We start from the raw sequence: 21,407 nt of genomic DNA, 5'->3' as shown, positions 1-21,407 counted from the left end.
AACAGTCAACTCACCTTAAAGCGGTGCCCGAGGCCCGAAAGGCCTCCGGACCGGGGAGACACCCTCTTCAGGCGGTCGGCATCATCGAGGAGTGGTGATGGACGATCTTCCATTCCCCGTCACGGTTCTCGTAGACGAAGGTGTAGCGCGCGGGGACCTCCTTGGTCTCACCGCCATCCGTCACGCGAAAGGTGTAGGTACCGGCATCCGTCAGCTTGTTGCAGCCGAGCTTCACGTTACGGGTGTTGATCGTGCCGTGAGGCTTCTTCTCCAGGAAGTGCTCGAAGTAGTCCTGGATCTCTGCATGGCTGGTACGCGGGACATTGGAGACCGTCGGCAGCAGGACGGCATCGTCGGCGTAGCGCTCGGCGACCTTGCGCGCATCGCCGGTCTGCAGGGCGGCGTTCCAGCCCTCGAACAGTTCCTCGGCCAGCCGACGGGTCGCCGGCGCGCAGACCACGCAGCTCTCGTTGGCCGGGGTATCGATCGCGCCGAACCGGGGGTCGCCACCGGTCCCGGTGACCGGGTGGTGCTGATCGCGATGCGAGGCGCTCAGGCTCAGACGTGAACGCGGCGCCTGATCGGCGTTGATGAACTGGGTGCCGCTGATGCGCGGCCGGCTGCTCGTGGTCACTGACGGATCTCCGAGTTCGGCCGTCCCCGGCCGGATAGACGATGAATTGTAAGGGAGCCTCCAGGGCCTGTCATGCTCGCGACAGCGTCCCTCAACTGGCCTGCGCCTTGAACGCGGCCAACAGGTCCTCGACCTGGCCACGTACGCGGGCCTCGTCCTGGATGGCGAAGTCGAGGAAGGTCTGCGCGACGACCGACAGGACCTTCTGCCTGGGGTGAACGATGTGCCACTGGCGGTGGATCGGGAAGTGCTCCACGTCCAGCAGTGCCACCGGGCCGCCCGCCCCCTCCGCGCTGAGGGTGTGCAGCGACAGCACCGCGATCCCGAGACCGCCGATCACCGCCTGCTTGATCGCCTCGTTGGAACCGAGCTCCATGCGCACGGTCGGGCTGATGCCGTGTTCCTGGAACAGCTTCAACGTCGCCTCGCGGATACCGGAGCCCGGCTCGCGCATCAGGAATGTCTCCTGTTCCAGGCGCTCAATCGGGATGTTGCGCTGCCCGACCAACGGGTGGTCGCGGCTGGCCATCACCACCAGCGGATTCGGGGCGAAGGGGTAGACCGCGATGTCGGTCAGCCGCTCGGGTACGTGCCCGATGATGTACAGGTCGTCATCGTTGTTGGCCAGCCGCTGCAACACGCGGTCAAAGTTACTGACCTCCAGCGACAGCTCGATATCCGGATAACGCCTGGCGAACTGCCCGAGGATGGTCGGTGCGAAATACTGCGCGGTGGTGATGACCGCCAGACGCAGCCGCCCCCGCTTGAGCCCGTGCATCTCCGCCAGCTTCATCTCCAGGTTGGTCAGCGCGCCGAGCATCTCGCGGCAGGTGTCGTACAGCAGCAGCCCGACCTCGGTCGGGAAGGCCTTGCGCCCAACGTACTCGAACAGCGGCAGGCCCAGGGCCCCGGCGAGCTTCTTGATCTGGATAGAGACGGTCGGCTGGGTCAGATAGAGCTCTTCCGCCGCGCGGGTGAAGCTACCCAGGCGCACGATCGCTTCGAACACCTGCAGCTGGCGCAGGGTGGCGTGCCGGATCAGGTGCGCCGGCAGTTCGGATTTCAGCATCACCTGCGGAAGGCCGGATTCCTTCTGCGGTGTCGTGCCGGTCCCTTTCCTGGCCATGCTAGTACCGTGACCCCTCGAGTTCGACGCAACCAGCGTTCCCATGAAGCGCCAGGACAAGGCGCGGCGCGCAGGCAATGGCCCGGTCCTTGTCAAGCGCCGTAACGCCGTCATGGCGCTTCATGGGAGCTCCCTCCGGGCGAGTCGCTGACCGGCCATCTGTGGCGTTGCGCCTGCTGGAAAGGAGACCCATCCTTCCTGCGCAAGCGCGCCTTGCATCTGACCGGGCAGCGACTCGCTGGTTGCGTCGAACTCGAGGGGTCACGGTACTCCCTACCGGGTGAGACCGGCGTACAGCATCGGCAGCTTTTCCGGGAGCCGTTCGATACGATCCAGCACCATGAAGTGCTGTGCCCCGAAGATCCGTTCGACGTACTCGTCGGCCTTCGGGTCCAGGCTGATACAGAAGCTGTAGACGCCGTTCTTGCCCACCTCTTCCACCGCACGTTTCGCGTCCTGACGCAGATATTGCGGGTCGCGCACATCGGTATCCGCCGGCTCGCCGTCGGTCACGATCAGCAACAGCTTCTTCTGCGTGCCCTGTTGCTGCAGAAGATGCCCGGCATGCCGGACGGCCGCGCCCATACGGGTGGAGAGCTGGCCCTTCATCCCGGCCAGTCGTGCCCGGGCATGATCGTCGTAGGGCGCGCCAAAGTCCTTGAAGCGGTAATACTCGACGTCGTGGCGCCCATCCGAGGCAAATCCGTGGATGGCGAAGGGATCGCCGATCTTGGAGATTGCCCCGCCCAGGAGTGCGGTGGCCTCGCGCGCCAGCTGTACCACACTGGTGTCCGTACCCTGGACCATCTCGTTGGTGGACTCGGACAGATCCAGCAGCACCAGCACGGACAGATCGCGCACCTGGCGGACGTTGCGCACGTAGATGCGCTCGTCGGGCTGGCGCCGCATGCGCAGATCGATCTGCGCATCGACCAGCGCGTTCAAGTCCAGCTCGTCGCCCTCGGCCTGCTTGCGCAGGCGCTGGACGCCCTGCGGCTGCATCGCCTCGATCAAGAACTTCAGGCGCGAGATCAGTGGCTTGTGCTTTTCGTTGATCGCGTCGATCTCGGCCACGTCGCCCTTCTGCGGGCGCCGTTCCAGCAGGGTGACCCAGTGCGGCCGCTCCAGCTGCATCTGGTAGTCCCACTCGTGGTAGTGGTAGGGCAGCGAGATCGGCTCCTTGCCCTCCTGCTGATTGATGCTCTCGTCCTCGCTGTCGCGGAAGAACTCGGTCGCGAGCACCATGATCAGCTGGGCATCATCGCCAGCTCCGGGTACATCCAGGGTGTTGAGCATCTCCATCAGCGAGACATACACCCGCTCCTGATTGGCGCCGCCCGCCATCAGCGTCTCGAAGTCCTCTTCCTCGCGGCCGAAGGCCCAGATGTACCGGTTGTCATCGCGGTAGACCACATCCGGGGCAACCTGGCGCGGATTCATGTAGCCCTTTTCCGGAAACTCCGGCGCCAGGGCCTCGGCCAGCTCGACCGCCAGCCCCGGGGCCTCGAGGTCGTCCGCCCGCCCGGCCAGGGCCGCCCGGGCCTTGCCGACAAACGCGTGGTCATCGCGGTAATCCGGGTCCAGCAGGGCGCGCGCGGTTCGCGACAGCAGCGCCTGCGGCGCCTCGCCGTCCTCCGGGGTGGCCGTATGCAGGGGCGTCCACAGGTTGCGCAGGCCGGGGAAGCCCTGCGTCGCCAGGCCCTCCACGCGTGCATCCTCGAACAGCTCGGTCAGCACACCGATCACCCCACGCGGGGCCTCTTCCGGCTGCATCTCGCGGGTGTAGACCACATGGGCCGCCGCATGGGCCGCGGCAGCGCGGTAGAGATCCAGCCCGGTCAGACCCTCCCAGTCGTCGAATGCGTCCGGGAGGAAGATCGTGAACCCCTCGATATAGGGCTTGTAGCCCTCGCGCGACTCGAAGTCGCCACTCGTCGGGCGCATGAAGAAGTCGCGCGCCCAGAGCGAACGCAGATAGAGGTTGATGCGGCGTTGCACATCCACAAACAGGGTGCCACGGCGCTCCTTCTGGAGCACCGAGCGGGACTCGGGCGATTCCAGACCGAAGTAGGCAATCTGTGCCTCGAGGTCGGTGCGATGCGCCTGTCCGCCCCAGGTCGCCCAACGGCGCAACCCGCCCAGCGTCAATTGCGAAAGCAACTCGTCGAGGTGTTCCAGCATGGGCCGAACGCCGCGCGGCGCCTGCCCCAGCAGGTTGTCGACCAGGCGCAGATATCCCCCGAACAGGCGCAGGTCGCCCAGGCGCCGCGCCGCGATCGGGCTGGTGGAGATCAGCAGGGTAATAACCGCGCCACTGGTCTTGGAGTACATCTTGATCGCCGAGCTCACCAGCTCGCCGACCGCGTCCTCGCCCAGTTCCTGCGCCAGATCCGGCGCCTCCTGGACGAAGGCAACAACCATCTCCGAACCCCGCCCCAGGGAGTGCAGGCTGCGCGCGCCTTCCAGGTAGTATCGTTTCAGGCCACCCGTACTGAAGGCACGCGTCGCCTCCTGCCACGAGGCCTCGAGGACCTCGGAAGCTTGCCCCCCGAGGTCCTCGAGGAGGTCCTGGTATTCCTCCAGATGGATGCTCATCGTATCCGGCGCAAGCGCCTAGAAGAACGTCGTGACGGCGGAGTCGAGGGCGTCGCGCATGTCCGGATCGTCCGTGATCGGACGCACCAGGGCCATGCGGCAGGCGGCCAACGGCGCGACGCCCTTGGCGATCAGCGATGCGGCGTACACCAGCATGCGGGTCGAGATCCCCTCGTCCAGCCCGTGGCCCTTCAGATTGCGCGCGCGTTCTGCGACGCTGACCAGCTTGCTGGCCATGTCCTCGTTGACCCCGCCTTCGTGGACCACAATGCGCGTTTCGGTTTCGTGATCCGGGTAGTTGAAGTCCAGCGCGCCGAAGCGCTGCTTGGTCGACTCCTTCAGGTCCTTCATCAGGCTCTGATAGCCCGGGTTGTAGGAGATGACCACCTGAAAATCCGGATGCGCCTCGACCATCTCACCCTTCTTCTCCAGCGGCAGCATGCGACGATTGTCGGTCAGCGGGTGAATAACCACCGTCGTGTCCTGGCGCGCCTCGACGATCTCGTCGAGGTAGCAGATCGCCCCGTGGCGGGCCGCCTGGGTCAGCGGACCGTCCTGCCAGCGCGTGCCGTTGGCATCCAGAAGATAGCGGCCGACCAGATCCGAGGCGGTCATGTCCTCGTTGCACGAAACGGTAATCAGCGGCTTGCGCAGCTTCCACGCCATGTGCTCGACAAAGCGCGTCTTGCCGCAGCCCGTGGGGCCCTTGAGCATCATCGGCATGCGCACCGAATAGGCAGCCTCGTACAGCTCCACCTCGTCCGCCGTGGACTGATAGTAGGGCTCCTCGGTGATCAGGTGATCGCGTAGTTCGTCCTGCATGTTTCGACTCCTCAATCAGAAAGGCCGGGGCGCAAGCCCCGGCCATCGGCACGCAGGGCCTCAGTCGGGCCAGACCCGATCCGGATGCAACGCGTTTCCGCTCTTGTTCGCCTTCGCCGCCTTCTTCGCAGCCGGCTTCTTGCCGGCCGGGGTTGCCTTGGCCTGGGTAGACTGGGCGGTCGTACCCGTCTTCCTCGTGGCTGCCGGCTTCTTGCGCGCCGTGGTGCCCTTGCGGGCCGTAGCCTTGCCGGTAGTAGTCGCCGCCTTCTTGGTGGCGGCCGCCTTGGTACTCGCAGCAGCCTGCGGGCTGCTGCTCGCCGGCTCCTGGCTGGTGTCCTTCTCTGCCGCGGCCGGCGCGTCAGCCTTGGCCGTGGTGTCCGGGGTCTTGTCCTTGTCCTGGTCCTCGCGCGCGCTGCGCACGCCCGCTGCCAGCTTGTCTTGCACATTGCTCATTGCGACACCTCCTCGATGATGGCTTCGATCTCCGCCGCCGCCGCGTCGCCCGGCTTGCCCAGATCAAAGACGGAACAGCCTTCCAGCGCAGAACGCCGATATATGGCCCGCCGGCGCAGTGACTGCTCCAGGGCGGGGATGTCGATCTCCATCAGTGCGTGTTTCATGGCACGCGACAGCGCACTGCGGACTTCGAGCTGATTGATCACGATGTAGGGGCGCAGGGCGGGATTCTTGAGCTTGGCCTCTTCGAGCCCGCGCCCCATACGCACACTGCCCCACAGATCCACCGGCGACGGAAGCACCGGGATCAGGACCTCGTCGGCCGCCGCCAGGGCGCCGGTGACGGCACCGCCCTCGAGCGTCGGCGGACAATCCACCACGATGTAGTCGTAGTCCTTGCGCAGGGCCTTCAATTCGCGATCCAGGGGTCCGGCGACCGCAAACACCGAGGCCGCAAACGGGCGATCCTCGGAGGCCATGCGCGCCCATTGCCCGGCCGAGCCCTGCGGGTCGGCATCCACCACCAGCGTACGGCCACGCCGGGCCAGGCCGGCCGCCAGGTTCATGGTCAGGGTGGTCTTGCCGGTACCGCCCTTCTGATTGACTACCGCGATTACCCTCGAACCCACGCAACAGCCTCCTGCGGAAGGGGACCGGGATCGCCCCGGCCCGTCAAGAATGCCCCGGCTCAGCCGGTAGTGGCATCGGCCAGGCGGTCGACTTCAAGGGCGAAGGCCTTGTCGCCTTCCCCGAGCTGTTCGCCGTCACGGGCGTCGATGGTGATGTTCACGTAGGTCGTCCCGAAGCTGATGTTCGGATGATAACCGTCCTGCTCCGACAACTCGGCCACGTGGTCGAGAAATTTCCGCGTGATGCCGTAGCGGTCGAACGTGAACTGCTTGCTCATGGACGCCGAGGTCCCCTTGCCGGGTTCCCACCCGGCCGGAACCACGAGATCGGTATCCGCCATTGCCTACTCCGCTTTTGTTGCCGCGTCCGCACTCGTCACGCGGTGCTGCCCTGGGCATCGATCTCGCGCACGTGTTCCAGCTCATCCTCGAGGATGCTCTCGAACAGCGCCGCATCATCCACCGCGCCTACGCGTCGGCAATAGACGGCCGCTTCGTCATACAGACGAATCGCCTCCATCTCCAGCTCGCGCGAGCGCGCCAAAAGCTCGGCCATGGAGCGACCAAGCCGCACCGGCGCCAGCTGGCTGCCGTTCGGCACCACCCCGTAGTGGAACATGCGAGTCATGAAGCGATCCGCATGATCCAGCTCTTCCTGGGCGTCCCGACGCAGGCAGTCGCTTGCGTCAGTCATCCCCCACATCGCGGTCAACCGCGCCTGGGCCAGGTATTGCTGCACCGCCGACAGCTCGTGTGCCACCGCCCGGTTCAGGTACCCCACGATCCGTGGATCGGACATGGATGTCGCCTCAGCTGGCCGAACCGCCGGCAGTCGGTGCCGTCGGCAGGATGCCTTCCACTTCCGAATGCACGCGAGCAATGATGTGCGCAGCCACCAGGCCGTCGCCCACACGCTCGCAAGAATCCGCGCCCGCACGCACAGCGGCGTTCACGGCACCGGTTTCACCACGGACCAGTACGGTCACGTAACCGCCACCGACAAATTCACGACCGATCAGGCGCACTTCGGCGGCCTTGGTCATCGCATCCGCGGCTTCGATCGCCGGGACCAGACCACGGGTCTCGATCATGCCAAGAGCCACACCAGAAATTTCGTTAGCCATCATCTACCTCTTCATGAAAAAGCCGTCGGGCCCGATCCGGGCCCGACGGGGTTCGGCCGCCGTGAGTTACGGCTTTTCCGGGAGGATGTTTTCCACCTCGGAATGGACGCGAGCAATGATGTGCGCAGCCACCAGGCCGTCACCGACACGCTCGCAGGAATCCGCACCGGCACGCACAGCGGCGTTCACGGCACCGGTTTCGCCACGGACCAGCACGGTCACGTAACCACCACCCACGAACTGACGCCCGATCAGACGCACCTCGGAGGCCTTGGTCATTGCGTCCGCGGCCTCGATCGCCGGCACCAGACCACGGGTCTCGATCATGCCGAGGGCCACACCAAAGTTTTCGCTAGCCATTACTCAACTCCTATCAAGCGTTACTGATGATTTACTTTTCAACCTGCTCGGGCAGGATGCTTTCCACTTCGGAATGCACGCGGGCGATGATGTGCGCGGCCACCAGGCCGTCACCCACGCGCTCGCAGGAATCCGCACCGGCACGCACAGCGGCGTTCACGGCACCGGTTTCGCCACGGACCAGCACGGTCACGTAGCCGCCACCGACGAACTGGCGACCGATCAGACGCACTTCGGAGGCCTTGGTCATTGCATCGGCCGCTTCAATCGCCGGCACCAGACCACGGGTCTCGATCATGCCCAGCGCCACACCAAAACGTTCAGTTGCCATTGTCTTCTCTCCTGGATTTACGGTTTTTTAAAACAAAAATGACGCTCACGCCGCCTTGCGGGAACCAGCAGAGCGCTGTGCATCGGTCTGGTCTTGTCCTGCCACGTCCTTCGACCCTTCCGTCTTCTTACCACCATCGTCCCAGTGGTCGATGATGCCGCCGATCGTGAGATCGGTCTGGATAGTGTTGTCGTCCAGCGCGAGCCGCGCGGCCGACCCGCTGATGGTGAACACCCAGTTTCCCGGATGCGCCCCAACCGGATCCACGGCCACACTCAGCGCACCCTTCTGGTCGACCAGCACGCGCAGGGAAATAGTGCTCAACCCGTCGACGCGACGGGTCACCACCAGTTCATCCTGCACCTGCATGATTTCCATGGAGCTACTGCTCCTCCCAGTAATCAATGATCCCGACGATCGTCGCGTCACTCGGGTAGGACTTGTCACCGGCCGCTTCGCGCGCCGCCGAGCTGCCCACCACGATGACCCAGTCCCCGGGCACGCACCCGACCGCATCGACCGCCACGGTGCGCGGCCCACCCGCCTTTTCCTGAACCACCAGCAACGGCCGGTGCCCCAGATCGCGGATGCGGTTGGTCGAAACCAGCGTCTTCTCAACCTTGCAGATCTTCATTCCCGTTCCCGTGTGCGTCAGGCGGCCAGTGGTTCCAGACGGCTTCCGCTGCGTTTGTCGCGGATCACCATGTGGCAGCCGATCAGGCCCTTTTCAGCCAGGTCGCGATAGCGATCCATGATCGTGTTGCGAATTCGGCGACAACGCGCCTCGACCCGCTCCCGCGATCCCGGCACCTTGCGGTCGTAGCGGTAATGCACCACCACCGGAATCGGCAGGCCGCGCTCGACATTCAGCTTGCGAAAAATCTTGTTCACGCCGACATCCATCCCCTCGGCGCCCTCTTCCATCGTCTCCAGGTGAGCGAAGTACGCGAAGTTGCGAACCTGCATCTCCTCGATCTCCTGACCGACGATAATCACGCGCTCGCGGTGGCCGACATCGGCGTAATGGCCTCCGTGATAGCGCGCCACATAATCCAGCTGCGAAATATTGCTCAGCAGCAGCCGCGAGATCAGGCGCAGCATTCCTTCGTGCGGCGCGCCGTTACCGCGCCCCCAGCCCTGCTGGTGAATCGTGTCCTGGATCGCCTGATACACCCGCAGCGATGCGGTCTGGTCGTCCAGCCCTTGCGTCGCCCGGTACAACTCCGCGCTTTCCACGAAGCGATACAGGCTCATCCGTGTGTCCGCGTCCGGGATGTGGATCTTGATCGCATCCGTATCGGTATCCACCCCGATTAGCAGCGTGTCGACCGAGGCCCCACAGCAGTAGGTGTTCTCGATCGCCTGACGAAACGCGCGCAGCTGGTGCAGGGCACCGTCCGCCGCATCGCGCTCGCTGTTGCCGTGCGCCGCGCATCCCTGATGCAGCGGATCCGCGCCACTGTAGTGGTAAGCCGCAATCTTCAGATAGCGGCTGGGGACATCGGCCGTGGTCGGCCGCCCCTCACGGAAGCGCAGTAGTTCGCGCTTGGTCCAGTGACGTACATCCTCTTCGATGTCGAACTGCGCCCCGGCGTAACTCTTCACTCGCACCGCGAGATCAGGAAGCCGCAGGATGAAGCGGCGCAACCCCAGCAGTCGGCCGTCCGAGCACGGGGAGATGTCCACTTCGTGGAAGTCGCAGTCGAGGAAATACGCAATTGCGCTTTCCGCTTCGGCGACCAGGTCATCACGGCCGGCCCAGTATTCGTTGACCACCTGATCAAACAGCTCGAACGTCCCGTGCAGATACAGTTCGCGCGTATCCAGATCGTTGATCCAGGCATCCTCCAGCGCCTTTTGCGGCAGCTGATACCCCAGGCGCTCCTCGACGATCGCCTGCGCACGTGCCTCGAAGTCGCGCTCGTGCTGCAGCGCATGCACCTCCTTCAGCACCGGAACCAGCTGCGCGAAGCGCTCCCGGAACCCCTGCTCGAAGGCGTGCAACCGCTCGTTCATCGGGACATCCGCCAACGCATGACCCGCCGTCAGCTCGCGCGTCCCCTCCGGCACGGAAGACTCACAGGCCGGCACAGCGGATACCGCCGCCGCAGAGCTCGGCACCGCCGCGCGCGCAGCCGCAACCCGGGACTTCGCGAAGCGCGAGCCCATGGAGCTGTTTTTGCGGCGACCACGCACCATGACGTTCAGAGTCCTCTCCTGTCCTTAACCGCGCGCCCCGCCGGACAGCGTCACCAGAGAACCGGCGTCGCTGTTCCCGGAGGAACCCGTGATCCTGCTCGGGGGCGCTTCCTTGCGCTCGAGTTCCCGATTGATATAAGCGCTGCGGCCTTCACCACGCGGGTTGCCCTTCTGCGTCTGGTTGCGGCGCGTCGAGAGGCCCTCGGTCCCGGTCACGTGGTCACCGCGCCCCCAGTCGTCGCCGGTAATGGAGACGCCATTGCTGCTGCCGTTCAGCGTCACCCGGTTGGCACCGACCTTCTCCGCTTCTTCCACCGGCTCCGCGGCCACGGACTGCTTGCTGGCGCCATAACGGAACTCTTCGGTGCCGGAGACCAGACCCATCGCCTTGTTGATCGAACCGGTCAGGCTTCCGCTAGTGCCATAGGCCGTGCCAGTCACGCGTTCACGACGCTCCGCGGCGACCCGCGCCGGCGTGTCCACACTGAAACCGGCGTTGGGCATCGGGCGAGCGGATTCCTGTGGCGCTGGCTGAGCCGGAGCCGCCTGCGTGCCCATGCCCTCCGGGCGCAGACGCGGATGCAGACTGCTCGCCGCACTGGTGCAGCTCTGGGCAAACTCTTTGCCGCCCACGTACGGGGAACCGGAAACGTCCTGACAGGCGCCACGTTCGGTACCGGTCACGCGCTTGTCGTAGCCCGGTTGGCTGCCGGACAGCGAGTGCCCCGGCGTGGACTGGCGCTCGGCCACACGGGTCCCGGCCTCCTTCGAATCCTGCGTATCGCAGAACTGATCGTACTGATCCGGACCGATATAGGCGGTGCCGCTGATTGGCTTACAGGAACCGTACTCGTCACCGGTCACCCGCGAGGAACGCCCGATCGCGGAGCCGGAAACAATCTGCTGGTTCCAGGTACGGCCCACAGTCACCTTCTCCGGACTGGCTTCCGGGCGCTGACCGCCACAGAAAGCGTCGTAATGCTCAGAACCGGCGTATTCAGTTCCGGTGATCGGCTTGCAGCCGCCATATTCGTCTCCCGTGACGTGGATCGAATGATCCACCTGGGTGCCCGAAACCTCCCGACCCCGGAGGGTGTGCATCACACCAACCTTGGGCACACCGCCGGCGTCCGGGCGGTCGCACAGTTCACCAAAGTCGGACTTGTTGTAGTACGGCGTACCGGTCAGCGAGGCACAGGAGCCGCGCTCATCGCCGGTCACGTGCTGGCTGCGGCCCACGGCCACTCCGGTCACGCTCTGGTCATCCATGGTGTGCGACTCCTGGACCTTGGCCGGGGCCGGCTCCGGGCGAGTACCGCAAAAGCCCTGGAACTGCTCGGTGCCGAGATACTCGGTCCCGGTCACCGGCTTGCAGCTGCCATATTCGTTACCGGTCACGTTGATGGAGCGCCCGACTTCAGGCCCGGTCAATTCACGACCGCGAAGCGTGTGCATCACGCCGACCTTCGCCGGCGCCCCGTTCGACTTTCCCGTGTTACAGGGAACCTCGCTGGCCGCGGTGTTCAGGTACTCGGTACCGGTCACATCGCGGCAAGAGCCGGCTTCGTCGCCGGTAACGCTCGGGCTACGCCCGACCGAGGTGCCCGATACGCCTTCCCCTTGACGGGTGACCATCACGCTGGTTCGGGCCGGCCCGGCCTGCGGACGCGTGCCGCAGAAGCCTTCGTACTGCTCGGTACTGAGGTATTCGGTGCCGGTGATCGTCTCGCAGGCCCCACGCTCGTCGCCGGTCACGCGGGTCGAACGACCGACCTCGGTGCCACTGACGGACTGGCCGTGCGCCGTGTGCGAAGCGCCCACCTTCGGCGGATTGCCTGCGGGGGACACGCCACAGTAACGCTCGTAATGTTCCACCCCAAGGTATTCGGTCCCGGTGACCGACGAGCAGCTGCCCGCCTCGGTGCCGGTAACGCCGGAGGTCCGCTCGACCTGCGTGCCACTGACGTGGCTGCCGGCGAGCGTGGTGCCCTCTTCAACTTTCGGCGGCACATCGCCCTCGACGGGGCGTGGCCGACCGCAGGGCCGACCCGGCTCGGAGGAGCCACGGCCCAGCTTGCACTGTTCGTCGCGGCGCTGGCGAGCCACTTCGCGAGTGGACATACCCTTGCGCTTGGAGGCCTTCCAGGCACCTTCCTGCGGCAGGGTGCCGCGGGCCTGACCGCCGTTGAAGCGACGGCGCAGGGCCTGCTTGCCGTTTTGCGCCATGGCATCGCGGCGGGCCATGCAGATCGCACGAACCTCGGAGATCATCGGGTGCGGGCCAGCGGCCTCACCCCCGGATTCGACCTTGTCGCACAGCTGGTCCAGGCCGCTTTCGACCATCGCGGAGTCGCGGCTCGGGGCGCTGTTTACCGACGCATCGCGCTCGGCCTTCTCGCCCTTGCAGCCGCAGCCGCAATCCTTCTTGGATTCCTGGGTCGCAGCAGCCACCGGCTCCGATCCCTTGATGCGATCCCCACGGCGCGGTTCCGGCGCAACGGCTTTCTTGCCTTCCGTGGAAAGCGCCTGACGCCGCAGGCGGCAGATCTCGCGACCGCTCATGTTCGAGCAATCGACCTCGACGTTCTGCGACTGGGCCAGCGCTTCCAGCTGGCGCGAACGCTCAGCGCCGGCGGGGGCCATGCCACCCGCAGCCTGCGCACGGGTATTGGTTCGGCCCACGGCTTTCTTGCCCTGGCGCGCCATTTTCTGGCGCCGCTCAAGGGCTACCTGGCGACCACTGGAGGCACCCGCGTGCGCGCCCGGATCGGGCCGGCGCTCGGGGGTGGTGTCGCGGGTCTCGACGGAGACCTGCGACGAGGATTCACTGGAGTGCATTTCCCGCTCCCGCGTCTGGGGCGCCGGGACAGGGTCCGGTTTCGCCTGGCGCGCGTCCCGCGCAGCCACGGCGGAGCGGCTGCTCCCCTTGGTTTGACCGGTCGACTTGACGGCAGCCTTGCCATTACGGGACATGGCTTTGCGCCGTTCCAGGGCACGTTCACGCCCCGAGAGACCTTCAGACGCAGATGTCGGATTACTCATGGCACTTCCTTACAGTTGGCGGCAGCAACGGTAAATAACGCTTTACTGAACTGCCGGGCCCGAAGGCGGACCCGGCAGGTACCGGGTCCTTAGCGACCGCGGTCGACCACGAAGGCCGTGCCCTGACTCTGGGCGTAGTTATCGTAGGCGAGGAAGCGGACCATCATGCCGGGATTGGCACGGCGGCACTGCTCGATCTCGCTCAGCACGGTCTCGACGGACTGCTCGCCAAACATCGGGAGCTTCCACATGTACCAGTAGTTGGACATGGCGTGTTCTTTTTCGCTGTACTCGACCGCCGGATTCCAGCCCTGGGCAATGGCGTATTCGATCTGACGGCGAACCTGATCGGCGTTCATCTCGGGCAGGTAGGAGAAGGTCTCGTACTTCTGCACCGGCTTGAAGTTCTGAATATCGGACATGTCGTTAATCCTATGCGCTTGTTCTCTGAAGGTGCGGGCGGCCCACTCAGGCCGCCCGCACACGGACGATCACTTGTGTTGGACGTCCAGCTTGTCGGTGGTGTCGAACTCGAACTTGATTTCCTTCCACGTTTCCATGGCGATCTTCAGTTCGGGACTGTGCTGGGCGGCCTGGGTCAGGATCTCCTTGCCTTCCTTCTCGATCTCGCGACCCTCGTTGCGGGCCTGGACGCAGGCCTCGACGGCCACACGGTTGGCGGTCGCGCCCGGAGCATTGCCCCACGGGTGGCCCAGGGTGCCGCCACCGAACTGCAGCACGGAGTCGTCGCCGAAGATGGCGACCAAGGCCGGCATGTGCCAGACGTGGATACCACCGGAGGCCACGGCGAACACGCCCGGCATGGAACCCCAGTCCTGATCGAAGAAGATGCCGCGCGAGCGGTCTTCCGGGATGAAGGATTCACGCAGCAGATCGATCCAGCCAAGCGTCGCGGCGCGGTCGCCTTCCAGCTTGCCGACCACGGTGCCGGTGTGGAGGTGGTCACCGCCGGACAGACGCAGGATCTTGGCGAGCACACGGAAGTGGATACCGTGCTTCGGATGACGGTCGATAACCGCGTGCATGGCACGGTGGATGTGCAGCAGCATGCCGTTGTCGCGGCACCAGTTGGCCAGGCCCGTATTGGCACAGAAGCCGCCGGTGATGTAGTCGTGCATGATGATCGGTGCGCCAATTTCCTTGGCGTACTCGGCACGCTTGTACATCTCTTCCGGGGTCGGCGCGGTGACGTTCAGGTAGTGACCCTTGCGCTCGCCGGTCTCGGCTTCGGCCTTTTCGGTCGCTTCCTGGACGAAATCGAAGCGGTCACGCCAGCGCATGAACGGCTGGGAGTTGACGTTTTCGTCGTCCTTGGTGAAGTCGAGACCACCACGCAGGCACTCGTACACGGCACGGCCGTAGTTCTTCGCGGACAGGCCCAGCTTCGGCTTGATGGTACAGCCCAGCATCGGGCGGCCGTACTTGTTCAGGCGGTCACGTTCAACCTGGATACCCATGGGCGGACCGCCACAGGTCTTCACGTAGGCGATCGGGAAGCGCACGTCTTCCAGGCGCAGCATACGCACGGCCTTGAAGCCGAACACGTTACCGACCAGGGAGGTGAACACGTTCACCATGGAGCCTTCTTCGAACAGGTCGATCGGGTAGGCGATGAACGCGTAGAAGGACTCGTCGTCTCCCGGGACGTCCTCGATCATGTACGCCCGACCCTTGTAGTAATCCATGTCGGTCAAGAGGTCGGTCCACACCGTGGTCCAGGTACCGGTGGAGGACTCGGCTGCCACGGCGGCGGCAGCTTCTTCGCGGTCGATACCGGGCTGCGGGGTAATCTTGAAACACGCCAGCAGGTCAGTATCCAGCGGCGTGTATTCGGGCATCCAGTATGTTTCGCGGTAATCCTTGACGCCCGCGGAGTACTTCTTGGCGGCAGACATGTGGCCTTCTCCTACGCGTTGGTTAATCGTGATGGTCGCCTAGATTAGGGAGGGCAATCACTAATAACAAATAAATAATCTAGATGCGACCGATAGACTATCGTTTATATAAAAGCCGGGCAGCGGGAGGGCCGCTGACCGGCGGGGGTTCGGGTTCGCAAGGTTGCAGTCAGGCGTCGGGACGCCGACCGCGACGGATTGCGGTTGTCGATTGTAGTCGAAGACCGTAGCCGATGCATGCCTTTGGCGCGATGCAGGGTACAAGCCCGCGTTACCGGCCGCAGGCAGCACCCCGGGCACGGCCTGCCCGGACCTCACGAAGTCGCGGTCGCCGGTTCTCCGCTGGCGGCGGCGTGGTGATCCCGCGCGAGATACAGATACACGGCGGGCACCACGAACAGCGTGAACAGCGTCCCGATCGCCATGCCGCTGGCGATCACCAGGCCCATCGCGAAGCGCGAGCCGGCCCCAGCCCCAGCAGCCATCAGCAACGGCACCATCGCCACTACGGTCGCGGTGGTGGTCATCAGGATCGGCCGCAGGCGCAGCGCGGCAGCCTCCTCGATGGCCTCGCGCAGCGTCCGGCCCTGGCGCTGCAGCTGGTTGGCAAACTCCACGATCAGGATGCCGTGCTTGGCGATCAGGCCGATCAGGGTCAGCAGGCCCACCTGGGTATAGATGTTCAGCGAGGTCACCCCGAGGCTGATGAAGATCAGCGCCCCGGCGATGGACATCGGCACCGTGGTCAGAATGATCAACGGGTCGCGGAACGACTCGAACTGGGCGGCCAGGACCAGGAAGATCACCAGCAGGGCAAAGAAGAAGGTGATCACCAGCTCACTGCCCTCGGCCTTCAGCTGGCGCGACTGTCCGGCGTAGTCGACGCTGACATCCGGCGGGAGCACGTCGGCGGCAATCCGGTCGACGATGTCCAGGGCCTCGCCCAGGGTCACGCCCGGCCGCGGCACGCCCGACAGGGTCACGGCATTGAGTTGCTGGAAGCGCTTGAGCGAGCGCGGGGTGACCGTCTCCTCCAGCGTCACGATGCTGGACAGCGGGATCGGCTCGCCATCGCGGGTGCGGGTGAACAGCTCCTCCAGCTGCTCCGGATTCAGGCGCTCACTGCGCTGCACCTGGGGGATCACGCGATAGCTGCGGTTCTCCATCGCGAAGCGCCCGGCAAACCCGCCAGACAGCATGGTCGCCAGATCCGCATTGAGCGTGGCCATGTCGATCCCGAGCTGCGCGGCGCGTTCGCGGTCGATCTTGAGATCCACCTGCGGCTGGTCGAAGTCGAGATCGGAATCCATGAAGATGAAGCGCCCGGTCGCCATCGCCCGCTGCATGATCTCGCTGGCGAACTGCTCCAGCTCCTCGAACGAACCGGTGGAGCCCAGGACCACGCTGACCGGAGCGCCGTCGCCCGGGGTCGGCAGCTGCGGCGGCTGGATCGCGAATACTTCCAGCGCCGGGATGCGGTCCAGGCGTGGCTGTAGCTCCTCCTGCAGGATGGTCTCGGTATCCCGGTCACGCTGATCCCAGGGTGCGAGGACGAAACCACCCAGGGCCTGGTTGCCGGCACCGGCGATGCCCGGGCCGCCACCGAAACCGTTCACGATGAAGATGTTCTCGAGTTCCGGGATCTCGTCCAGGAACTGGTCGGTCAGCGCCGTGTTGCGCTCCAGCCAGTCCAGGCCCATGTAGGCATCGCCCTCCATGATGGAAAACGCAAAGCCCTGGTCCTCCGGCGGCTCCAGCTCGGTCTGCGACGTCACGAACAGGAAGTAGCAGGACACCAGAACGATGGCGCCGAACACCGCGATGGTGAAACGATCATTCAGTGCCCCGTGCAGACGCCGGCGATAGCGCTGCTGGAGCCCGTCGAAGCGCGTATCCAGCCAGCCCTCGATTCGCCCGCGCTTCTCGGTGGCGCCATCGCGCAGGATCTTCGAGCACATCATCGGCGACAGCGTGATCGCGACAATGCCGGAGATCACCACCGTCGCCGCCAGGGTGAAGGCAAATTCGACGAACAGCGTACCCGTCAGCCCCCCGATGAACCCCAGCGGCAGGAACACCGCCACCAACGTGGTCGACATCGCCACGATCGGCCAGGCGAGTTCGCGCGCCCCCTGGATCGCCGCATCCATGCGCGACATCCCCTCCTCGATATGGCGGGAGATGTTCTCCAGCATGATGATCGCGTCATCCACCACGATGCCGATGGCCAGCACCATTGCCAGCAGGGTCAGCAGGTTCAGCGAGAATCCCATCAGCAGCATCAGCATGAAGGTGCCCACCAGCGACAGCGGCACCGCCACGGCCGGGATGATCACGCTACGCAGCGAGCCGAGGAACAGGTAGATCACCACCAGCACGATCCCCAGCGCCAGGCCGATGGTCACCAGCACCTCGTCGATCGCACTCTGGATGTAGTCCGTGGAGTCGTAGACGATCTCGCCTTCCAGCCCCGATGGCAGGCGCGGCAGGATGCGCTCGTCGAACACCTGGCGCACCTCCGCGATCACGTCCAGGGCGTTGGCGTCCGGCGCCATCTCGATGCCGACGAAGGTGGCCGCCTCGCCATTGAAGCGCACCGAGGTGTCGTAGTTCTCCGAGCCCAGCTCGACCTCGGCCACATCGCTCAGGCGCACCAGGTCACCGTCGGCGTCGAACAGGATCAGCTGCTCGAAGTCTTCCGGCCGGCTTAGATCCGTATCCGCGGTCAAAGCCAGCCCGACCATGGAGCCGCGGGTCTGACCCACGGCGGATAGCACATTGTTGCGCTGCAATGCCTCGCGCACATCGCGCCCGGTCACGCCGAAGGCCGCCATGCGATCGGCATCCAGCCAGGCGCGCATCGCAAAGCTCTGGGCACCCAGGATCTCGGCCCGCTGCACGCCGTTGATGGTCGCCAGTTCCGGCTGCACCTCGCGGATCAGGTAATCGGTGGTCTGGTTGTTGGACAGCCGTTCGGAGTAGAACGACATGTACATTGCGGCCACGTCCTGCCCCACGGACAGATCCACCACCGAGTCCTCGGCCTCCGCCGGCAGGTCGCTGCGAATCTTGTCCACCTGGGCCGCGATTTGCGTCAGGGCCACGTTGGGATCGTAGTCCAGCTCCAGGTGGGCCTCGACGATGCTGATCCCCGCGCGACTGGTGGAAACGAGGTAATCGATCCCCTCGGCCTCGGCCACCTCGCGCTCCATCGGCGTGGTGATGAAGCCCTGCACCAGGTCGGCATCCGCGCCGATATACGCGGTGCTGACAGTCACCACCGCGTTCTGCACCTCGGGGAACTGGCGCACGTTCAGGTCAAACACCGCGCGCACCCCGAACAACAGGATGAACAGACTCACCACCGTGGCGAGCACCGGCTTCTGGATGAAGATATCGGTAAAGCGCATGCCAGCGACCCCGGTCTAGCGGTTCGCCGGGCGCGGGTCGCGCTCGGCGTCGGGCTGGGCATCCTCGGTGATCTCGACCGGGGAGTCGTTTTGCAGCTTGAGCAGGCCACTGGCCGCGATACGTTCACCCGGCTCCAGCCCGTCAAGGACCTGCACCAGATCACCGCGGCGCGCGCCGGTCTCGATCAGGCGCTGCTCCACCCGCAGCTGGCCTTCGTCGTCCTCCGCGATCACGAATACCGATTGCCCCCAGGGCGCAAAGCGGATCGCGGTCTGCGGCGCGACCACCGCCTCCTCGGACTCCCCGCGATCCAGCGTCACCCGGGCGAACTGCCCCGGACGCAGGCGACCCTGTTCGTTGCCCAGGACGGCCTGCACGCGGAACATGCGCGAGGCCGCGCGGACCCGCGGTTCGATGGCCGTCACCTCGCCGGTGAATGCTTCGCCAAAGGCATCCACATCCACACGGACGTCCTGACCCAGGGCGATCTCGCCCAAGCGGCGCTCCGGGAGGGTGAAATTCACATACAGCGGCTGCAGCGCCTCCAGCACCACGATCGGATCCCCGGGCCCAACGAACTGGCCGACGCTCACCTCACGGATACCCAGCTCGCCAGCGAACGGCGCGCGCAGACTCTTCTGCCGGATGCGGGCCTCCTGCGCCTTCACCGAGGCCTGGGCCTGCTCGGCCTCGGCCACCCGGCGCTGAAATTCCGAATCCGAGATGTCGTTGCGCTCGATCAGGCCCCTGGCGCGCTCCAGCTCGCGGCGCGCCAGGCGCTCGCCGGCACGCAGGTTGTCGAGCTCGGCCTCGTCCAGCGTGGTATCCAGATCCACCAGCGGATCGCCGGCCTCGACCCGCGCCCCGTTTTCGAAGTGAATCGCCTGGACAATGCCCTGCGTCTCGAAGCTCAGGGTCGCGCCCTGCACCGCCTCCAGGCTCCCAATGGCACGCACCTGCGGGGTCCAGGAGTCGGTCGACACCTCGGCGGCGTTGATGGTCACCACGGGCTCCGGCATATCTTCGAAGTACTCTGCGATCTGCTGATCGACAAAGGCCTTGAAGCCGAAAATACCGCCGAGCACGATGGCCACCGCCACCAGCATGAGGATGAAACGCTTCATCAGGGTCTCCCGGATCCGGTGGGCCATCCCCGCCGGCATCATGAATTGTGATCGGCGGACTAGCCCGCCGCTGCAGAGCTCGAGGCCAGGCCTGAATCGCCGAGACCCGCATCGCGCAGGACCGCCCGCACGCGCTCGGTCTCCGCGCGCACAACCGTGGGCTCGTCCGGGTCCAGACGCGGCTCCCAGCGCCAGCCGGTCATCAGGGCGTGGAAATGCCGAATCAGGTGGTCATAGGGCCGGTGGATGTCGTAGGCATCCAGCAGGCCCCGCGCATTGGCGAGGCTTTGCATGCCCACGTTCAGCGCCCAGGGGCCCAACCCCATCTCCTCCTCGGAGATCTCGCGGGCCGGGGGCAGATCGCCGCGTTCGCGCGCCTCGGCCACCACCGCATGCACCGCCTCGCTGATCGGCTTCCCGGCCTCCAGCAATGCCGTGCGGCGCGGAGCCGACACATTCGCCCAGACCACCTCGGTCACCAGGTACTGGGTAAGGCGATAGTAGTCGGGGTTTTGCGCGGCGAAATCGATGTCGGTCAGCACGATCGCAAGCATGCGCGAACGGGTGCTCAGCGCCAGCTCCGGGATCGCCCGGAAACGCGCGGCCCGCTGCAGCGTGGTGCGCGCCGCCACCGCCGCCAGCAGGTCCTCCCGGGATTCGAAGTGCTGGTACAGCGTGCCCGTCGCGTACTCGCAGTCTGCCGCCAGTTTCGACATCTGCAGGGCCAGCAGGCCCTCCTCGCGGATGCGCTCGTGCGCCCGCTCGATGAACAGCGCCTCGCGCGCCTCGCGCTCGCGCTTCTTGCGATCCACTGTACTCATGGAACGCAGCATATCGAACCAGCGACGGTTTTTGAACCTGATTCACATCCGGGATCAAAAAAAGCCGAGGCATTCGCCTCGGCCGGATTCAGGTGCTCAACCCGTTTCGCGCAGCAGTCGCACGATCGCGTCGGCGACACTCTTGCTGGACTGCGGGTTTTGCCCGGTCACCAGCTTGCCGTCCACCACCACGTGATCGGCCCAATCGTCGGCGGTATCCACCTCGCCGCCGAGTTCCTGCAGCTTGTCCTCCAGCAGGAACGGCATCGCAGTGTCCAGCTGGACCGCCTTCTCCTCGCTGTTCGTGAAGGCCGCGACCTTGCGCCCCTTCACCGCGGAACTGCCATCCGCCAGCATCGCGCCGACCAGGCAGGCCGGCCCGTGGCAGACCGCGGCAACCACTTTGTCGTTCTCCATGAATTCCGCGACCAGGCGCTGCACATGCGGATTGTCCGGCAGGTCGAACATGGTCCCGTGGCCGCCGGGGAAGAAGATCGCCGCATAGGCCCCGTGGTTCGTGTCCGCGTCGAGCGTTATGGTGTCGTCCAGGGCCTCCTGAGCGGCCACCGCCGCCGGACCCAAATGACTGGACTCCAGGCTCTTGGGGTCCAGCGGCACGGGGCCGCCCTTCGGGCTGGCTACCTTGACCTCGAAACCCGCCTTGCGGAAGCGATCATAGGGCTCGGCGAACTCGTCGAACCACAGGCCCGTCGCCTGACCGGGCGCGATCTCGCCGTGACTGGTGACTACGATCAAAATGGTCTGGCTCATGCCTTGTCTCCTTGCATCGATGTCTCCGGTGGACTCACCGACCGGC

Annotated in this window: 21 protein-coding genes; all 21 read right to left on the bottom strand. The window is 65.3% G+C overall.

The window, feature by feature from the left end:
* Positions 1 to 67 precede the first annotated feature (67 nt).
* The 21 genes from D578_RS0110925 to D578_RS0110815 all read right to left on the bottom strand — a co-directional run bounded on the left by D578_RS0110925 (position 68) and on the right by D578_RS0110815 (position 21,361).
* Positions 68 to 634 carry an SgcJ/EcaC family oxidoreductase gene (locus D578_RS0110925; RefSeq protein WP_018949979.1) on the bottom strand — a complete coding sequence of 189 codons (567 nt, stop codon included), beginning with the start codon at positions 632 to 634 and terminating at the stop codon, positions 68 to 70.
* Positions 635 to 725: 91 nt separating this feature from the next.
* Positions 726 to 1,703 carry a LysR family transcriptional regulator gene (locus D578_RS0110920; RefSeq protein WP_018949978.1) on the bottom strand — a complete coding sequence of 326 codons (978 nt, stop codon included), beginning with the start codon at positions 1,701 to 1,703 and terminating at the stop codon, positions 726 to 728.
* A gap of 330 nt (positions 1,704 to 2,033) precedes the next feature.
* On the bottom strand, positions 2,034 to 4,355 hold the full coding sequence (locus tag D578_RS0110910) for a nitric oxide reductase activation protein NorD (RefSeq protein WP_018949976.1): 2,322 nt from the start codon (positions 4,353 to 4,355) through the stop codon (positions 2,034 to 2,036).
* Between the two features lie 18 nt (positions 4,356 to 4,373).
* A complete protein-coding gene (locus D578_RS0110905; RefSeq protein WP_018949975.1) occupies positions 4,374 to 5,177 on the bottom strand; it encodes a CbbQ/NirQ/NorQ/GpvN family protein in 804 nt (267 codons plus the stop codon).
* A 60-nt stretch (positions 5,178 to 5,237) separates the two neighbouring features.
* On the bottom strand, positions 5,238 to 5,630 hold the full coding sequence (locus tag D578_RS0110900) for a hypothetical protein (protein ID WP_018949974.1): 393 nt from the start codon (positions 5,628 to 5,630) through the stop codon (positions 5,238 to 5,240).
* Positions 5,627 to 6,262 (bottom strand): ParA family partition ATPase, encoded by a 636-nt coding sequence (parA, locus tag D578_RS0110895; RefSeq protein ID WP_018949973.1) that lies wholly within the window; start codon positions 6,260 to 6,262, stop codon positions 5,627 to 5,629. Before parA ends, D578_RS0110900 begins: the two co-directional genes overlap by 4 nt.
* A gap of 59 nt (positions 6,263 to 6,321) precedes the next feature.
* Positions 6,322 to 6,603 carry a 4a-hydroxytetrahydrobiopterin dehydratase gene (locus D578_RS0110890; protein ID WP_018168599.1) on the bottom strand — a complete coding sequence of 94 codons (282 nt, stop codon included), beginning with the start codon at positions 6,601 to 6,603 and terminating at the stop codon, positions 6,322 to 6,324.
* Positions 6,604 to 6,638: 35 nt separating this feature from the next.
* Positions 6,639 to 7,061 carry a bacterioferritin gene (locus D578_RS0110885; RefSeq protein ID WP_018949972.1) on the bottom strand — a complete coding sequence of 141 codons (423 nt, stop codon included), beginning with the start codon at positions 7,059 to 7,061 and terminating at the stop codon, positions 6,639 to 6,641.
* Between the two features lie 10 nt (positions 7,062 to 7,071).
* Positions 7,072 to 7,386, bottom strand: coding sequence for a BMC domain-containing protein (locus D578_RS0110880; protein WP_026289304.1), 315 nt, complete (start codon positions 7,384 to 7,386; stop codon positions 7,072 to 7,074).
* A 66-nt stretch (positions 7,387 to 7,452) separates the two neighbouring features.
* The gene (locus tag D578_RS0110875; protein WP_012982276.1) at positions 7,453 to 7,746 is read right to left on the bottom strand and encodes a BMC domain-containing protein; all 294 of its coding nucleotides are present in this window, start codon (positions 7,744 to 7,746) and stop codon (positions 7,453 to 7,455) included.
* A gap of 31 nt (positions 7,747 to 7,777) precedes the next feature.
* Positions 7,778 to 8,077, bottom strand: coding sequence for a BMC domain-containing protein (locus D578_RS0110870; protein ID WP_012982275.1), 300 nt, complete (start codon positions 8,075 to 8,077; stop codon positions 7,778 to 7,780).
* Between the two features lie 45 nt (positions 8,078 to 8,122).
* A complete protein-coding gene (locus D578_RS0110865) occupies positions 8,123 to 8,455 on the bottom strand; it encodes a carboxysome peptide B (RefSeq protein WP_018168596.1) in 333 nt (110 codons plus the stop codon).
* 4 nt (positions 8,456 to 8,459) lie between these two features.
* Entirely contained in the window at positions 8,460 to 8,711 is a 252-nt protein-coding gene (locus D578_RS0110860; protein ID WP_017940626.1) for a carboxysome peptide A, read from the bottom strand.
* Positions 8,712 to 8,728: 17 nt separating this feature from the next.
* Positions 8,729 to 10,276, bottom strand: coding sequence for a carboxysome shell carbonic anhydrase (locus D578_RS0110855; RefSeq protein ID WP_018949971.1), 1,548 nt, complete (start codon positions 10,274 to 10,276; stop codon positions 8,729 to 8,731).
* 24 nt (positions 10,277 to 10,300) lie between these two features.
* A complete protein-coding gene (locus D578_RS0110845; protein ID WP_026289302.1) occupies positions 10,301 to 13,249 on the bottom strand; it encodes a CsoS2 family carboxysome shell protein in 2,949 nt (982 codons plus the stop codon).
* 158 nt (positions 13,250 to 13,407) lie between these two features.
* Positions 13,408 to 13,740, bottom strand: coding sequence for a ribulose bisphosphate carboxylase small subunit (locus tag D578_RS0110840; RefSeq protein WP_018168592.1), 333 nt, complete (start codon positions 13,738 to 13,740; stop codon positions 13,408 to 13,410).
* Between the two features lie 69 nt (positions 13,741 to 13,809).
* Positions 13,810 to 15,234: a form I ribulose bisphosphate carboxylase large subunit gene (locus D578_RS0110835; RefSeq protein WP_018949969.1), complete on the bottom strand. Its 1,425-nt coding sequence runs from the start codon at positions 15,232 to 15,234 to the stop codon at positions 13,810 to 13,812.
* Positions 15,235 to 15,548: 314 nt separating this feature from the next.
* On the bottom strand, positions 15,549 to 18,644 hold the full coding sequence (locus tag D578_RS0110830) for an efflux RND transporter permease subunit (RefSeq protein ID WP_018949968.1): 3,096 nt from the start codon (positions 18,642 to 18,644) through the stop codon (positions 15,549 to 15,551).
* A gap of 15 nt (positions 18,645 to 18,659) precedes the next feature.
* The gene (locus D578_RS0110825) at positions 18,660 to 19,769 is read right to left on the bottom strand and encodes an efflux RND transporter periplasmic adaptor subunit (RefSeq protein ID WP_026289301.1); all 1,110 of its coding nucleotides are present in this window, start codon (positions 19,767 to 19,769) and stop codon (positions 18,660 to 18,662) included.
* 59 nt (positions 19,770 to 19,828) lie between these two features.
* Complete coding sequence (locus tag D578_RS0110820; RefSeq protein ID WP_018949966.1) at positions 19,829 to 20,602, bottom strand: TetR/AcrR family transcriptional regulator; 774 nt, start codon at positions 20,600 to 20,602, stop codon at positions 19,829 to 19,831.
* Positions 20,603 to 20,686: 84 nt separating this feature from the next.
* Positions 20,687 to 21,361 (bottom strand): type 1 glutamine amidotransferase domain-containing protein, encoded by a 675-nt coding sequence (locus tag D578_RS0110815; RefSeq protein ID WP_018949965.1) that lies wholly within the window; start codon positions 21,359 to 21,361, stop codon positions 20,687 to 20,689.
* Between the last annotated feature and the right edge of the window lie 46 nt (positions 21,362 to 21,407).

Origin of the sequence: Thioalkalivibrio sp. ALMg11 (assembly GCF_000377905.1) — a bacterium.
Taxonomy (GTDB): domain Bacteria; phylum Pseudomonadota; class Gammaproteobacteria; order Ectothiorhodospirales; family Ectothiorhodospiraceae; genus Thioalkalivibrio.
Note: the sequence above shows the minus strand (reverse complement) of the source record. Positions and strands in the feature narration are given on the sequence as shown.